The organism is uncultured Cocleimonas sp., assembly GCF_947495625.1.
Taxonomy (GTDB): Bacteria; Pseudomonadota; Gammaproteobacteria; order Thiotrichales; family Thiotrichaceae; genus Cocleimonas.
Genome location: NZ_CANLZW010000008.1, coordinates 1 through 18,175, shown reverse-complemented (window position 1 = coordinate 18,175; position 18,175 = coordinate 1). Strand labels below are relative to the sequence as shown.

10 protein-coding genes are annotated in these 18,175 nt (G+C 37.4%); 6 read left to right on the top strand and 4 right to left on the bottom strand.

The window, feature by feature from the left end:
• The 4 genes from Q1A31_RS06005 to Q1A31_RS05990 form a co-directional block, all read right to left on the bottom strand.
• A complete protein-coding gene (locus Q1A31_RS06005) occupies nucleotides 1-441 on the bottom strand; it encodes a hypothetical protein (protein WP_299873778.1) in 441 nt (146 codons plus the stop codon).
• 87 nt (nucleotides 442-528) lie between these two features.
• Nucleotides 529-1,875: a 23S rRNA (uracil(1939)-C(5))-methyltransferase RlmD gene (gene rlmD / locus Q1A31_RS06000; protein WP_299873775.1), complete on the bottom strand. Its 1,347-nt coding sequence runs from the start codon at nucleotides 1,873-1,875 to the stop codon at nucleotides 529-531.
• A gap of 175 nt (nucleotides 1,876-2,050) precedes the next feature.
• Entirely contained in the window at nucleotides 2,051-3,307 is a 1,257-nt protein-coding gene (locus Q1A31_RS05995) for a hypothetical protein (RefSeq protein ID WP_299873773.1), read from the bottom strand.
• Nucleotides 3,308-3,485: 178 nt separating this feature from the next.
• Complete coding sequence (locus Q1A31_RS05990; protein ID WP_299873770.1) at nucleotides 3,486-4,817, bottom strand: DUF945 family protein; 1,332 nt, start codon at nucleotides 4,815-4,817, stop codon at nucleotides 3,486-3,488.
• Between the two features lie 347 nt (nucleotides 4,818-5,164).
• Between Q1A31_RS05990 and Q1A31_RS05985 the strand changes: the two genes are divergently transcribed.
• The 6 genes from Q1A31_RS05985 to Q1A31_RS05960 all read left to right on the top strand — a co-directional run bounded on the left by Q1A31_RS05985 (nucleotide 5,165) and on the right by Q1A31_RS05960 (nucleotide 18,087).
• Complete coding sequence (locus Q1A31_RS05985) at nucleotides 5,165-6,286, top strand: hypothetical protein (protein WP_299873768.1); 1,122 nt, start codon at nucleotides 5,165-5,167, stop codon at nucleotides 6,284-6,286.
• A gap of 13 nt (nucleotides 6,287-6,299) precedes the next feature.
• Entirely contained in the window at nucleotides 6,300-6,821 is a 522-nt protein-coding gene (locus Q1A31_RS05980) for a hypothetical protein (RefSeq protein ID WP_299873765.1), read from the top strand.
• Nucleotides 6,822-6,904: 83 nt separating this feature from the next.
• Nucleotides 6,905-8,005 carry a hypothetical protein gene (locus Q1A31_RS05975; RefSeq protein ID WP_299873763.1) on the top strand — a complete coding sequence of 367 codons (1,101 nt, stop codon included), beginning with the start codon at nucleotides 6,905-6,907 and terminating at the stop codon, nucleotides 8,003-8,005.
• 133 nt (nucleotides 8,006-8,138) lie between these two features.
• The gene (locus Q1A31_RS05970; RefSeq protein WP_299873760.1) at nucleotides 8,139-14,105 is read left to right on the top strand and encodes a hypothetical protein; all 5,967 of its coding nucleotides are present in this window, start codon (nucleotides 8,139-8,141) and stop codon (nucleotides 14,103-14,105) included.
• On the top strand, nucleotides 14,083-16,320 hold the full coding sequence (locus Q1A31_RS05965; RefSeq protein ID WP_299873757.1) for a hypothetical protein: 2,238 nt from the start codon (nucleotides 14,083-14,085) through the stop codon (nucleotides 16,318-16,320). Before Q1A31_RS05970 ends, Q1A31_RS05965 begins: the two co-directional genes overlap by 23 nt.
• A 444-nt stretch (nucleotides 16,321-16,764) precedes the next feature.
• Nucleotides 16,765-18,087, top strand: a complete 1,323-nt coding sequence (locus Q1A31_RS05960) for a hypothetical protein (protein WP_299873754.1) — start codon at nucleotides 16,765-16,767, stop codon at nucleotides 18,085-18,087.
• Nucleotides 18,088-18,175 lie beyond the last annotated feature (88 nt).

The window sequence follows — 18,175 nt, the reverse complement described above, 5'->3', positions numbered from 1 at the left end:
TTAAAGCATCTTAAACAACATCATTATGACCAAGAATGCTACTAGCGAATAAGCCAATAACTGCATCAATCTACCTTTGTGATCAATGACAGAGCCCATATCTGTAATATGATTCTTGTTACTGACTTTTACTTTTGGGACTGATATTTTCTGTTTGCGAATAGAACCACGCTTAAACTTTTTATTAAAATCAGTAAAGTCTACTTCGATGGTTTCGTTGATAGATGCTTTTGCTAGCGCTTCAACTAGAGGAAGTTCTCTATGGTGAATTGGTTTAATAGAGCTTAATTGCTTGCGCCAATTGAGTTTAGCCATTGCTGACACTGAACGCTCATTACCGTATTCATCCACAAGAAAATATTCAACCACACCTTTACCAGAAGATACTTCTTTAAATTTCTGTTGTTTAAGACGATAGCGAATACGTTGTGTTTGAATCATGACTCTGAGATTAGCAGAATAAAATACTCAGACTAACCATTTCAGATAAGGGGCTTTTTTTGAGCGTTAAATGACTATATATGGTGTTTAACGCTCAAACACCGCAATAGACTCTACATGTGCTGTCTGAGGAAACATATCCATCACACCTGCGCCCACAAGCTTGTAGCCATGCGTATGCACTAATTCACCCGCATCACGTGCCAAGGTTGCCGGATGACAAGATACATAGACAATACGTTTCGCTTTTAACTTACCGAAGAGTTCGATAATCTCTTTGGCACCAGAACGTGGTGGGTCGAGTAAAATACAATCGTATTGCTTTTTCAACCAGGGTTGGCTTTTAAGTTCTTGCTCTGTACCCATTAGGTTACAGGCGAAATAATCTGTATTTTCTATACCATTAGCGATAGCAGTTTCACGCGCACGTTTTACCATTACCAAGTCACCTTCTACGCCAGTCACTTGTGCCGCATTTCTAGCAATAGGTAGGGTGAAATTACCTAATCCACAGAATAGATCCAAAACGCGCTCTGTTCCTGTCAATTTTAATAAGTCAACCGCACGCGGAACCATTTGTATATTGATACTGCTGTTTACCTGAAAGAAGTCCTGAGGACCAAATTCAACCCTTGTATCAAATGCTTTATGTTCGTAGTAAAGACTTACATCACCCGTTTCTGGCCAGATTCGATGAACCGTATCTGGGCCTTTAGGCTGTAGATATAGCTGGAAGTTATGCTCCTCCGCAAAACCAATCCATAATTGCGTGTCTTCTGCTGATAATGGTTTTAGATGACGAACAATCAATGCGGTATCTTTATCGCCAACGGCAACTTCTATTTGCGGTGTCGAATCTCGTGATTCCATTTGATAGATCAGTGTTTGGAAGTCTTGTAATTTGACACCAATAGATTCATGCAGCACTTCGCAGCTATTCATATCTGCTAAGAAACCACCATGTCTTTCACGAAAACCAACCAGTACTTTATCTTTTTTAATGACAAACTTTACACCCAAACGTGCTTTTCGGCGATAGCCCCAGGCATCACCTGTCATCGGCTCAAATATTTCTTCAGGCTCAACTTTGCCTAGATGCTTAAGCCCATCTAACATTGATTGTTGTTTATATTTGATTTGTGCTTCTGAACTTAGATGCTGTAGAGAACAACCGCCACAAATAGCATAGTGAACACATTTAGGTTCGACGCGATCAGGTGAAGCGGTTAAGACTTCTTCAATTTTTCCTTCATCGTGACTACGATTTTGTGATGTATATATGAAAGTTACTTTTTCACCCGGTAATGCACCACTGATAAACACAGCTTTGCCATCTATGTGTGCAACACCACGACCTTCGTGACTAAGTGATTCGACCTCTGCTGTGACAGGATCTTGAGGTAAGCGTTGTTTTCTTGAGCGTCTGCGTGCCATTTGTGATTGTCCAAACGACACCCCCCCACTTTAGAGGCTTTTATTGATTACTAGCTATTTCAAATAAACAGATAGCAACAAAAAAAGTGCCCATAAGTGGGGGGGTGGCATTTTATTGATTTAGGAACCATTAATTACTGTATAGCTTAATTATAGCTCGGATTTATAGTTCGAATTAAAAGGTCGGGCATGATCCCATAAAGTTGCTATCAGATAAACCCCAACGATTATCAAAAGGTGCATGAGGGTCAGATGAAACCTTACCAGCTTCCATTGCTTCCCAAAGTTGACGCAAATTAATATGCTTAACCGTATCATTTGGATAAATTGCTAAACCACAAAATTCATCGAGTTCTTTTAATAAGCCATCTGGGAGTTCAGGATGAAAAATTGAACGAGCCAATACTTGTGCATTGACTTTATCTTCTTCAAGTTCACCGCCCGAATAGGCAATTTTATGAATTTCGGTAAAGAAACGATACAAACGCTTGTCTCTAGAAGGTGTTGAATAGTAATCATATTCAGACGCTGTCATACAACTACGTTTACCTTGATCTTTGAGTCTCTGGATATAAGCAATGCCATCATTAACATAATTCACGCGTTCTTTGGCGAATGAACATAAGCTATGCATTAAACGCATGGTTTTTTCTTCAAGAGGCTCTTCTCTACGTTGTAATTTTTTAGAGATCACATCAGTAAATGGGATGTATTCAAGTCCGACCTTTTGAGCTATTTGATATTGCTCATTACTATAACCGGGCTGTTGCTGGATGGGTTTACCGATATTTCTTGGCCATTTAAAACGACGGTATCCATCGCTCATGCCAACCGCATCATGCGGAATAAAAAAGGGAAATGAATACAGCTGAATCATATTCTTTGGAGAGGCAGGTGTTGTTGAGCTCATAATCGCTGTCACACCTGTATCGGTAATACCCGTCATTGCATAAGAATGTGTCCCGGGTTCTACGTATAAATCCCCTGCTTTGATCTGTGCTAATTCAATGGGAAATGAGTCGTGAGGCAAACTTCGCGTACCTACACGATCATTCATGAATAATGCAAACGCTCTGAAGCGTTGATCTTCTGGTAATTTATCCCAGTTTGTCATGGTATTGCTGATGTACTTATTCTTCTTACCCAGATAATGAATTTTGAAAGGCAGTTTATTTTCGTAGGCAAACACGGCACGCATCAAATAGATGGCATCAGCACAATCGTGAGGAATACGTTCGTACTGTGGTCTGATCTTGCTCATAAAGAAATCAGGCTTCCATTGAGTACTCACCCATTCCTGATACTTTAATTCCCAATTATCATTCCAGTAATTATTTCCGGATTTCCACACTTCTGCAGAAACCGATTTCGCCATTAATAGCATTAACAAAACGATAGTGTACTTTAGAAAAGTAAACTTAAAAAAGCGCATTTTTATCCCCTAATAAATAAACAGCCCAGCTTTATAATGTTGCAATTAATCCTTCTTTCTTAAACTTTAAAAAACTTCTTTTATACACCCCCCTACTTATAGAGGTTTTTTTATTATTTGGGTTTAAAAGACGGTATTAAATTGCAAACGGCAGTATATCAATTTTGAGAATAAACCTCTACTGCATCAATAACTTGTTCTGTTTGTACAGCAATGAAAATTGTTTTTTTCGTATAGCGGTGCGTTTCGAAATAAAGTCATAAAGCATATCATCGAGTGAGACACTTGCCTCAGCTTCTAGTAAATCTATAAAACGGGTTGATTCACCCGAATTTACTGAAGGTTTAAGATGACCGATGAGACTTGATTGCCCACTATCATTTGACGCCTGAATCTCAAGGCTAGGATTAGTACTTACATTATCTTTGGAAGAAAAAAGGGCGTTATAAAAACTCACTGGATATTTTTGATTTAGACGATGAATTTGATTTTGTAACTGCCAAATTTTATCCTGGCCTTCTGGCAGTTCTCCGTTTTCTTGTAGCTCCCATTGCGTTTGCATTTGCAGGTTATCTAACTCTGCTTTGTTTTCCATCACTTGCAAAAAACTCGATTGTTGAATACCAGAACCCTGTGCTGTTATCTGCAATTGATCTATAGGTAATACCTCATTATTTTGATCAGAGGATTGTTTCAAGCGATTAAAATGCAACTTAACAAAAGTATCAATCACATTATTTTTTATAGTTATTTGGCTATTACCTTTTAAGGCTGCAACTATCGGATGTGATATAATTTGAGAATCAATGTTTAGCTGGGGAACATTTATAGATACTGTTTTATAGGTAGCCGGATTATCTAAGTTACTGGATTCAATCTCATTCAAGGTTTCAACGCTATTAGGGTATTGAAAACTAATCTTCCCTTCATCTGCTGAAATCTTTATACCAGTCGATGAATAGTTTAACCGTTTAATATCAAATGCGCCGCGGTAAGAAAAGGTACTCAAATTATAAATAGCAGTAACTTGAGAATCTAACCAATCCGTTTTAAAGGATGAATCAAAGCTGGATTCTTTATCAAATCCAATAATCAAAACGCCTTTAGGTAGTTCTTCTGGAAAAATTCTAAAAAGATTCTCCTTTGATTCAGCTGAAAAACTTTCTGGATCTATGCGAATAAACCAACGTGACACACCAAAATCAACACCCTTCTTGGTGATAAACAATGGCCCATTCAGTGATTTAAGTTTCAACTCAAAATCACCCAGCCAATCATTTAATAATGGAATATCAGAGCTAACACGGACAGCAGCAGTTGAACCAAGAAAATCTTTGTCGTAATCCAGTAACTCTAACCTAAATGGTTTTTCACCGAGTTTATTGGTTTGTACTTCTAAAATTTGACGAAATTCTTTCTCAGCCTGAACACCAAAGTACCAAGACGATAAACCCCAGGCGATTATTAAAAACAGAAAAAAAGTGAAACTTGTTGTAATTATTTTCTTCATATTAAGTTTAAAATTTAGTAATACAAAAGTAAGAAAAAAACAGCTCCGATAGCCCAATAAAAGTGGTGATTGCGAATATTATTTTCCGAATCAGCTGCCGGAATTATACTTGCTATGCAAACATATAAACACGCAATATAACTAGTAAAAGCAACAACTTAAACAAGATCCGTCTATCTGAATATCCCCTTATATTCATCTTACATTAATCTAATTTAAGTAATAGTGCTTATGTATATAAATTAATTGAAATATTGAGCCAAATAAACCTCTAATCGTTTATTTTAAACCTTAAATTTCTGCTATACACAGAAAAGTAACAGCTGTAATAAAAAATACTAAAAATAATGAGAAGTGCTATTACAAAATATAATCTACATCGCTGGTTAAATAATACCTGCAAGAATCTTTCTTTCTTGTTGATGGTATCTTTTTGCCTACTGACTTTGCTTTTTACTCATAACGTAAATGCGCAAGGTGTGGCTGCAGGTACCAATATTAGTAATATCGCCCTAGTTAATTATCAGATTAATAATACTGAGCAATCAACTATTGAAAGTTCTCCTACAGGTAACTCTTCTGCTGGTCTAGGTAAAGGAGTAAGCACCGACTTTTTAGTTGATAGAAAAGTTGACTTATTAGTAACAGGTAATACGAATGCAAATGTTACACCAGGTGATTATCAAGCCGAAGTAACATTCACTTTGCAAAATCAGGGTAATGCGATTCAAGAATTCGATTTAATCGTAGACAACCTGCTAACTTCCGATGATTTCGATAGTAACAACTGTAACATTGAAGTAACGGGTGTCAGTGGTACTCCCGTCTCAGGTGTAGTTCTACCAACCTCAGGAAATATTAAACTGTCACCCGATCAGCTAGCGAGTATTAGCGTGCAATGCGATATTCCTTTGGATAATGTCGGATCTCCTATCTTAGCTGGCGAAACTGCATTAATCGGATTAATCGCTGAAGTAGTTAAAAACGAAGATGGAACAGATACCACAGTTACAACCGGATCTGACACCGCAAGCAACATCGAAACAGTATTTGCTGATGATGCTGGTGAAGATGACGCTATGGGAGATGGCATGCATTCAGCCAGAAGAACCTATATATCATCCAGTGCTACAGCCGATCCCACATTGATTATGAATAAAACCATTGAATCGGTTGTTGACCCAAGCAGTGGAAATACTGCAGTTACAGGTTCAGAGGTTACTTACAAAATTCAAGTTAATACCGCAGGCGTTGGTAATATTGAAAACTTAGTGATTACCGATCCAACACCCATGAATATGACCTACAAGCTCGGAAGTATAAGATTAAACAATGTGAACCAAACTGATCTAAGTGACAGTGACAACACTGATTATGGAATTACAAACGCCGATACGGCAACAATAAACCTGGGAAGCTTTGCGGCTGGAAGCCAATATGAAATCCTATTGACATATATTATTAATTAAGGGGTATAACAACATGATAAATAAAAAGATTAAATATAAATCAAAAACGGCGAACACAATTTTAATTAGTGCAATTGCGACATTCGTTTTATTAACATCGCAAGCATCAGCTGCACAACAAGGGCACCTTAAAGTTACATCAAATGTGCAAAAAATGGTTGTGGTGAATAAAGATGGAAAGAAATCGTATAACTTTATTCCAGCAGCAAAAGTTTTACCGGGTGAAACAGTTCAATACAACACCTTTTTTGAAAACATCAGTAATAAACCAGCTGACAATATCAATATTGTCAATCCAATACCGGAGCACACGGTTTATTTACCTAATACTGCCCACGGCAAAAACACACAAATCGTGTTTTCTGTTGACGGCGGTAAACACTATGGGAAAGCAGGTACGCTTAAGGTTAGAGGAAATGACGGCAAAATATATCCCGCCAAGCCTTCTGACTATACCCATATTCAATGGCAATACCTTGGAAACTTGGCGCCTCAAACCAAACAGGCAGTAGGATTCAGAGTACGCCTGCTATAACCCCTGATACAAAATCTTAATAACAAGAACTACAAATAGATTAAGTATCTTAATTTTTAACACAAACCTAAAAGAAGATAACAATGAATAAAATTAAAATAATGAAAACACTAACGAGTGTAGCGATACTCGCTTTTGCTAGTAATAGCGCATGGGCTGCGGGTACAGCAGCAGATACGAGTATAAACAACAGAGCAACAATCTCATATAAAGTTTCGGGTGCAGATCAACCTGATATAAATAGTTCACCTACCGGTAACTCAGACCCTTCAGCGTGTACTGCAGCTTTGCCAGTTGATGGATCTACACCTCCAGCTGCAGCCACCTGTGCAACCACATTTGAAGTGGATAAGAAAATAGACTTAACCGTTACAGGTGTAGCCACAAATGTAACAGTTGGTCCAGGTCAAGCTTCAGGAGCAGGCACTTCTATTACCTATACAGTTGCAAATACTGGTAATAGTGATGAATATTTCAGTTTAACTCCAACACAGGTAGCGACCTCAAGTCCTGATGATGTTTTTGATACAAGTGCTTGTACAGTTACTGCACCTGTTTTAGCTTCTGGAACCAACTATCCTATTGATGCTGATGAAACCATAAATGTCACAGTACAGTGTGCTATTCCAGCTGCTAGCGCTACAGTGGTTAGTGGAGCTCAATCTGAAGTGGAATTATTAGCAACTGCTATTTCTACAGGTGCAACAGGTACAACTGCATATGTTGACTCAGGAACTACAGAAACTGCCGCGGGTGTTGATATCGTTTTAGCCGATGGTACTGGTGGTGCTGCTGATTCAGGAGCAAGAAATGCCTCTCATTCTGATACGAGCGGATATGTAATCTCAACTGCAGCACTTAATGTTACAAAGACTTCTGCAGTGGTTTATGACCCTATAAATGGCACTACGAACCCTAAGCGTATACCAGGTGCAGTTATTAGATATGACATCACAGTCGCTAATACAGGCCCTGCAGATGCTACTGATGTTGTGATAACAGATACGATAGATGGTGCTGTTCTATATGAAACAGCTCAAGCTCCTGCTGCAGCATGTTCAAGCACTGCTGGAGTTTCTTTTAATTGTAGTGAATCAACGACCGGGACAGTTACAAGTGATCCTTTCACAGTTCCAGCAACTACAGGAACTGCAACGATGACGTTTTTTGTAGAAATTCAATAATTTGAATATTGCTATTTAGCAAGTAATGGTGGAATCAGAAACAATTGATTCCACCATATCACTTTTTAATATCTATGCTCTTTAATAATAATTAAAAATAAAATCATACAAACTACTAATAAATATAAATATAATGATTCCAAACGATCTTACATCTCTTATTACTGGTAATATTAAATTACCCAAGTACTGGAAAAACCACTGTGTTTTTCAAGGGTTGATTGCGCGTATTTTATTTACATTTATATTAATACTAAGCTTTACAGCACCATCAGTTAGCTTAGAAGCTATGCCAATAATTACCAATACGGCTACAGCAAACTACACCGTTAATGGTAATAACTTAAATTTAAGCGACAGTGTTCAATTTACCAAAGATACTGTTGTAACACCGACAGACAATATTAATCTTTCTAAAACTGTTAATACCAGTTCAGCAGTGATTGGCAGTACTCTTACTTATACTCTAACAGTACAGAATCCAAACCCTAGAATCTTAACTAATGTGATTATTCAGGATAACTTACCAACCGGTTTGATTTATATCGCTAATTCTGCAAGATTAAATAATGTTGCTGTTAATGCTAGTCAAATCAGCAGCAATACAGGTTCTCTTGTAATAAACCTGGGCGATATACCTGCGAACACGAATTGGAGTGTTAGCTACAAAACGAATGTTAGCACTGCAACACCTACCGGTAATGCTACCAATAAAGCAATTGCCATTTCTGATACCGTCACCTCATCACAGGCACAATCTAATGTAACAATTAATCAACCCATTGTTATTGTTCCTGTTACTCCTTTGATACCACTAGTATTAAGTAAAGACGCTAGTAATAAAGAAGTAAAAATTGGTGAGAATATTAGCTATACACTTACCATCAAAAATAATAATAGTCGTTCAGTCTCTGGCACTATAGTGAAAGATTTATTACCTGCTGGGTTGGACTATCTAGCAGGCTCTGCCCGAGTTAATAACAATACAATTTCTGTCGACGAGACTAATGGTTTATCTTTTATTGTGGGAGATATAAATGCAGGTTCAACGGCACTATTAACCTATGAAGCGACTGTAACTAGTATTGTTGACAATACACGAACACTTATAAATAGTGCGAATGTTATTGCTGATGATCCTAAAGCAAACTCAAACACTTCGTCTGCTACGGTAAATATCGTAAACGACACATTGAAATTAACAAAAACTACAAGCAGTACTAGTGTTACTAACGGTGATATCGTCGAATATACAGTGACTTTGACTAATCCTTTAAACCGTAATCTGAGTAATCTTACTTTTAAAGATAGTTTACCAAGTGGTTTTGTTTATCAATCTGATAGTCTGAAAGTTAATGAAAATTTACTCACAACAGATGCTGTTGAAGTAACTGGAAACGACTTAAACGTTAAAATAGGTTCACTAGAAGCTTCAACATCAATTGTTTTAACCTATAAAGTGAAAGTAAATGAAGAGGCAACCCCCGGAGAAGCGATAAACAAAGTAGTGGCAAACAGTGATTTTGCAGAATCACCTATAGCAACAGCTATGGTTAAAGTAAGAACACCCTCAACTATTAATTTCTTAAAAATAAATGAAACGGGTGTGAGCTCGATAATTCAATCGACATCTTTTAACTCGAATAAAGATGGTGGTAAATTTTTTGAAGATATTGAAAATATATCACTGCCTAATGGATCTATTGTTAAATTGCCAATAGAACAACCTATTGTCGAAGCAGATCAATATACACTTGGCGAGCCCATTGTTATTGAAGTGATAGATCTTGATCAAAATATTGACTCAGAAAGACTTGAAACAATAATTGTGACTGTAAGTATCCCTGGAACCAACGACACCGAAATTTTGTTATTGACGGAAACGTCTATTAATTCAGGAATATTTAGAGGGGTAATCATGTCCTCTACTGATAATACTAATGTACAAGATGGCATATTAAGTATTGCAGAAGGCGATACGATTAATGTGAACTATCGAGATGAAGAAGATAGTACTGATACTAGTGCTAGTGCTGCGCTGATTATACCTGATACCAGTTTGCAGATTCGTAAGCAAGCTGATAAAGACTATTCTGCGATTGGAGAATTAGTTAGATATTCACTTGAATTTAGTAACACAACCGGTTTTAACCTCAATAACCTAAAAGTTCATGACTTGTTACCAATTGGGTTCCGCTATATACCAGACAGTGCAGAATTAAATGGTAGCCGCTTAAATGACAAAGTTACATTTAATGGTCGTTCACTTACATTCGATTTAATCAATATGCCAGTCGCAAGCACCTGGACTATCAGCTATGTGACAAAGGTGTCAGCAGGCGTACAAATTGGTGAAGCAATAAATACAGTATACCTAACCAGTGGCTCTTTACGTTCAAACAAAGCACAGGCAACCGTTACCATTAAAGACGACTTAATGCGTAGCCAAAACATATTGACTGGTCGCGTTTATATTGGTTGCAAAACTAAATCAGATAAAAATGAAGTACCACCAGAAGTACTTGGTGAAGCTCGAATATATCTTGAAACTGGAAGAAGTGCACTAACGGATAAAGAAGGTTTCTGGCATATGGAAGGCGTTTATCCCGGTGCACATGTTGTTCAATTAGATACAGAAAGTATCCCTGGATATGAACCGTTGTTATGTGATGATAATACTCGTCGTGCGAAAGATGCTAAGTCACACTTTGTTGATCTGCAGCCGGGTAATCTATGGAACGTTGATTTCCATGTGAAACAAATCGATGGTTATGTAAAAAGTACCGAAACTCTAGATAAAAAAACTGGGACGAAAGATCCATTTAGATTGTACGGTAAAGAATATTTAAAAACCGCACCTGAGGGTTTTGAAATCTTATGGCCTAAAAATAATTATGTCCCAGCAATAGGATCTATAAATATTTTCATTAAGAATTCACCACAACATAAAGTCGAAGTAATTCTTAACGGTAAAAAAGTATCACCATTAAACTACGATGGTAGCAACACTAACAAAAAACGTACAGTAGCTGTTAGACGTTGGAAAGGTGTGGATATTGACGTAAAGAGAAAAAACAACACTTTACTTGTTATTTTAAAAGATAAGTCAGGCAAAGAAATATCACGTAAAACACATAATATTCATTTTTCTACTAATCCTGTATCTGCTCAGTTACTTAAAGATAAATCAGTTTTAATTGCTGATGGTAAAACTACACCTGTTATTGCGCTTTTGATAAAAGATGAAGAAGGATTTCCATTACGTGCAAACACCAATGGTTATTTTACTCTAGAGAACAGCAAATACCGCATAAAAACACAAAATACTAATGAAGAGACCATCAACGATCTAAATGAAACAAATACAGGCCGCTACAAATACCAAATTGAAGAGGGTGGCATTGCCAGAATTGAACTTAACCCCACTACTCAATCTGGAGAAATAAAACTTAACCTTGAATTTTCAAGCTCAGGCAAAAATTATTCCGGTACTAACAATAAAAGTACCAAAATATCTGCCTGGTTAAAGCCAGCACTAAGAGAATGGATCATGGTGGGTATCGCTGAAGGCACACTCGCGCACAAACGTTTGTCTGGCAATATGCAAGCATTGAAAGATTTAGACAAGTCGGATAAGTTTAGTAAACGAGGCAGAGTGGCTTTCTTCGCTAAGGGTCAGGTTAAAGGTAAATATCTTTTAACTGCTGCTTATGACACGCACAAACAAGACCGGGAAGTGGGCAGTCAATTAAACGGTAATATAGACCCAGATGCGTTTTACACGATCTACGCAGACAATAGTAATAGTCAATATGATGCACCGAGTTCTGAAAAACTATACTTAAAAATTGAAAAAGACAGCTTTTATGCGCTTTATGGTGATTATCAAACAGATATGACCATTACGGAACTGGCTAACTATCAACGTACTCTGAATGGTATTAATACTGAATACCAGGGTGAACGTTTCAGCTTCAAAGGTTTTATTAGTGAAACCAGTAATAACCACCATCATGAAGAAATTCCTGGTGACGGGACTTCTGGACTTTATTATTTAAAAGATAAAATAATTCCGAACAGTGAAACCATCTCTATTGAGACACGAGATCGCTTCCGTTCAGACAAGATAATAGAAACTCGTCAACTCAGTCGCTACCAAGATTACAATATTGATTATGAAGAAGGCACCCTCTTCTTCAAATTTCCAATAAGCAGTCGTGATAGAGACTTTAACCCTAACATTATTGTTGTGGATTATGATTCTGAAGAGAATACTAATAAATCAATCACAGCAGGTGGACGTATAGCGGTAAAGACTAAAAATGACAAGCTAGAGACCGGCATAAGTTTTATCCATGAAGGTAAAAATAATAGCCGTGACAATCAACTTATTGCTGCTGATAGCACATACAAAATAACCCCAGACACAGAAGTCCATATTGAAGTAGCACAATCTAAAACTGAAGCTAGTGACTTTCAAAAACGTCAGGCTTACATAATTGAGCTCGAGAAAGAAATCGAGAATATGGAAACACGAGTTTTCTATAAGAAGCAAGAATCTGGATTTGGAATAGACTCACAAAACAGTGAAAATGGCAGTGAAAAGATTGGTGCCGAACTCGATTTTAGAGTGAATGAAAAAACGACGTTAAATTCAGAAGTCTCACTTCAAAAGAATTTAGAAAACGATAATAAGCGTCGACTTGCTAAATTTGGTGTATCACATCAAATTAAACAGTACCAAGTGGATCTAGGTTACAGGCATACACAAGAGGATTTGGAAGGAGAAGACAACTCTAAAGAAATATTAAAAAGTGATACGTTACTACTAGGTGGCCAATATACTACTAAAAATAATAAAGTTACTTTACGTACTGATCTAGAAAAAAACATCTCTGCTAAAAATGGCAGTGAAATTAGCCCAGATAGAATGATAGTCGGTGTAGATGTAAAACTGGCACAAGGTTTCAGTGTTTTTGCAGAACATGAAACAACCGATAATGGTGAACTAAAAACACATAACAACCGTGTAGGCATCAGCAAGGATTTGTGGAAAGGCGCAAAAACTAAAACTACTTATACCCAGGAAAGAACTGACGAAGGTCAACGTAATTATGCAACATTAGGTTTAAGCCAAACTGTTAAATTAACCGATAATATTAGTGCTGACTTCAGCGTTGATCAAGCTAAAACTATCGGTGACAGTGCCAACCAGAAAAGTTTCAATGAAGATGAACCAGTTATTCAAGGTTCAGAGAGTGATGACTACACTGCTTTTACTGTGGGCTTAGGTTCAAACACGAAGGACTGGAGTTGGACTTCACGTGCGGAATATAGAAACGGTGAGCTCAATGACAAAATTAATTTCTTAGCGAGTATTATTCGAAATTATGAAAATGGTAAAAATCTTAGCGCACAATTAAGCTATTACAATTCAGAGCATATAGATGGTGACTTTGATAAGGATATAAAGTTAAGTTTTGGTAGTGCGTGGCACCCTAAAGAAAAGGATTTTGTCTTCTTCTCACGTCTTGATTTAATCAGTGAAAAATCTTCAAGTACGACCAACGATAGTGAAAATGCCTTTGCCAATATTAATAACAACGATGCACAAAAAATCGTTCACAATCTACATTACAACCGCAAAATCAATGAAAAAACAAAAATAGGAATTCATCATGGTATCAAATACGTTAAAGATGAAAATGATGGTGTAAAAAGCACATCAACTATTGATACAGCAACCGTTGAATTACGTCGTGATATAAATAAACGTTGGGATGTGGGTCTACATGGTGGATATTTACGAGATTGGACAGATAAAGCTATCGAATATGTAGCTGGAGTTTCTGTAGGTTTTAATCCAAAAGAAAATATCTGGGTTGAATTAGGTTATAACGTCGAAGGATTCACTGATGAAGATTTCGATAATAATAACTACACCAGTGAAGGTGTTTATGCAGATTTTCGTTATAAATTTAATCAAGATACGCTTAAAGGTGATTTACCTTATCGTAGAACAGCTAAAACTAAAGACGAAAATGATACGAAAAATAATAATAAAATAGTGAAGCAGAATGATGTCACACAAATTAATTAAACTACTTATAGTTTGTCATGTAATATTTATTTCAACACTCCCAGTTTTTGCTGACACAACTGTAGACTTATTTCAAAGCTATGCTGGAAATGTTAATTTTGTTGGAGTCGAAGCAACTCGACGAACTCAATCTAATAACGGTAACGCATGTGCTGTTCTAGGTGAAAATACAAATAATAGCGCTACTGTATCAGGGATACCGGCTGGCGCTACTATTCGTGCAGCTCATTTATATTGGGCGGGATCTGGTCCTACACCAGATTATACTGTCACTTTTGAAGGAAGCACCGTTACAGCCCCCACAAATAGACAATATACTGCAGACTATGCGTCAACCTATTATTTTTTTAGTGGCGTAGCCGATGTCACCTCACAAGTAAACACGAAGCGTAATGGCACTTATAATTTTAGCGGCTTAACAGTCAGCACTGTAAACCCATACTGTAGTGCAGAAGGCGTTTTAGCTGGCTGGTCACTGGTTATAATTTATGAAGCCCCTGGTGAAGATTTTAGAGTAGTTAACCTTTACGAAGGCTTCCAGGCTTTCAGAGATAGTAGCATTACTCTTACACCAGATAATTTTAGAACTCCTAACTCAGGAATAAATGGCAAACATGCCACTCTTACATGGGAGGGAGATAATTCACTTAATAACGATAATGAGAATTTAGTATTTAATGGTAATGCTTTAGTGGATAGCTCAAATCCATTGCATGCTCAATTTAATTCAATCAGTAATATACGTGCTGCATCACCTTCCACAGGTTCAGTGAACAATAATTCATATGGAGTGGATTTTGATGTTTTTGACATTAGCTCTTATCTTTCAGGGGGTGAGACCTCAGCAACATCAACCTACAGTAGTGGCACTGACTTAGTATTGCTTTCTTCTGAAATTATCAGTGTCACCAATACACCTGTATCAGATCTTAATATTACCAAAACAGCAACCAGCAGTTTTAGCGTAGGGTCTAATGCAACTTATAATATTGCCGTAAACAATATAGGTCCAAATATAGAACCAGGTAATATTGTTGTTACTGACACTTTACCAACAGGTTTAAGCTATGTATCTGCAACTGGTTCAGGTTGGAATTGTAGTGCTTCTGGTCAAAATGTCACCTGCACCAGAACAGGTAATCTAGCAGTAGGCAGTAGCACATCAGTAATCACACTTACAGTTGCAGTCGGCAACTCGGCCTCTCCTTCTATCAGTAATACCGCATCAGTCTCTGGTACAAACTTTGATAATGTCACAGAAAATAATGACAGCACCGCTACAACTACGGTATCGGGTGGTACGACGCCAGCATTTACTGTTGGGCAATGTGAATATTTTGAAAATGGTCTTAGCAATTGGATATTGAGTAATCCTGCAAGAGCAGCAATTACTAACCTTACTTCGCTTTCACCAACACACTCACTAGATATGTTTAATGGTGCTTCTGATGTAACATCAATTGCTGTAAACACTAGCAGTAACTTTGATGAACTTAGCTTATGGCTTCGTCGAGGCGCTGATTCATTCAGCGAAAACCCTAACGGTGATGACGATATTTTAATTCAATATCTGAACTCATCAAATAATTGGGTAACTCTTGGTACTTTTGATGGTGGTGGAACAGCAGGTCAAATATATAACCTCAGTTATACTATGCCAACAGCAGCAAAACACCCCAACTTTAGAGTACGTATACGCAATACGGGTAATGACAGATATGATAGTCCTCCTAGTGACCATTGGCATATCGACGATATATGCTTAATTGCTGCTAATGAATTACCTACTATCAACTTGAAAAAGACGTCATCAACAATATCTGATCCAATAAATGGAAATGTAAATCCGAAGGCAATACCTGGGGCTATAGCTGAATATGCAATTATGGCCACAAATTCCGGTGCTGGAGTGGCTGATAATAATTCAATTGTTATTACAGACACTATCCCAGCAAACACCGCACTTTATGTTGAACAGATATGGCCTGGAATTGCGCCAGTGCGTTTTATGGACGGCTCTCCATCCAGTGGATTAACTTTGGGTAGCGTAAGTTATTTTAATTCTAGTAACGTATCTATAACCCCTTCACCAGATGCTGACGGGGTTGATACTAATGTTGCTAGCTTCAGAGTTACAACATCAGGGCAATTCAACGCTACTAGTGCATCTGGTGACCCTTGGTTTGAGATTTTGTTCCGTGTCAAAGTCCAGTAAAACAAATTAAGTCACCCCTCTACTTTTCGTATGTTTTTTGTAAGCATTAACTAAAAAGATTCATACTTTAAAAGTTAAAAAAAGTTATACCAAATATCTGATAAATCACCCCTCACCTGATGCTGAGGGGTAGCTAGTACTGTTGCTAGCTTTAGAATTACAACATCAGGGCATTTCAGCACTACTAGCGCATCTGATGATCCTTGGTTTTAGATTTTTTCCATGTCAAAGTCCAGTAAAATAAATTATATCCCTCCCTACTTTTCGAATGTATTTTGTAAGCATAAAAAATAAAAATTAATACACCAAATATCTGATTTCACATAAAGTAAACAACTAGATAATGTATTATTATTGCATGCAAATATTTTTACATAGCAACTATAAGCAATCGACCAAACATAAAATAAATTTAAAACTCCTTTTATGTAATTCCATATATAAATGACAAAGAATAAGACTCTAATAAAAACCATACTAACGCTGTTCTGCATAATAACGAGTATTTTCTCTACTCAAATTATGGCGGCTGGTCTTATTGTAAATGAGGCTTCAAATGGTACCTCTGGCTTAAAGGAGTTTTATGAATTTATGGTAGTAGGTGATGCTACCGATCCAACTTCTCCTGTAAATCTAGACCAGTGGATTCTAGATGACAACAATGGTGACTGGCAGGCTAGTATTTCAGGTATTGGCATATCATCCGGTTATGCCCGATTAGATTCACAGACTGATCCAACAAATTGCTCTGCACTAAGTTCTGTTCCTCCTGGTTCTATCATTGTTGTATACAATGATGATGAACCCAATGATAATTTACCCGCTGATGATACTAGTGATTCTAATGGCGATGGTGTCTATGTATTGCCAGCAAAAGGAAGCTGCGTAAAAACTTGTGCTGGGCCACCGTCATCTTCAGATGCGGGTTATTCAAGTTGTGCTACAGCCGATACCCCTTCTTATAATCCCATCACGATGCGTAATGGAGGTGATGTCGCCCAATCACGTGATGCTAGTGGGAATTTATTCCATGGCTTTGCTTTTGGAAGTATTTCAACACCCTATCCTGCAGGTTCTTTTAAAGTTGGTGGCAGCAGTAGTAGTGGTTCAGCTAGTACTTTTTTATTCTCATGCGGAAGTTGGTTCGATGGGTCTAATTTTGCAAAGTCATCAGCCATAACAGATACACCCGGTTCGACAAATAATGCATTAAATGAAGCTTTTCGTGTTCATATACAGACGGGAAGTTTTAATTACAATAATTTAGCCGACCCCGCTAATTGTACTTCCTTATCCAATCCTAGTATTAGCTTACAAAAAACGTTAGAGACTATTTATGATCCGGTAAATGGTGGAACTAATCCAAAAGCTATTCCAGGTGCATTGGAAGAATACACCATCAGTGCCACAAACTCGGGAGCAGGCGCTGCCGATTCTAATTCAATCATTATTACTGATGCTATTCCTGCACACACCGCTTTATATGTTAATGATATATCAGGGGCTGGAACTGGTCCTATCCGTTTTGAAGATGGTGCAACACCGAGTGGACTTGCTTATAACTTTATTAATCTATCAAGCTCAATTGATAACCTTAGCTTTTCAGATAATGGGGGTAGTAGTTACATTTATAATCCTACAGCAGATGCTGATGGGGTAGATACTAATGTAACGCATATTCGGATAGCAACAACAGGACCATTTCTAGGAAATAGTGGGGCAGGTAACCCTTCATTTAAGATGTTATTTAGGGTCAAAGTTCAGTAAAAAAAAGTTAAGTCACCCCCACTGCTGTCCCATAGTTATTCAAACTAAAGAAAGCCTGAACTTCAATTGTTATAATGTTTGTACCACC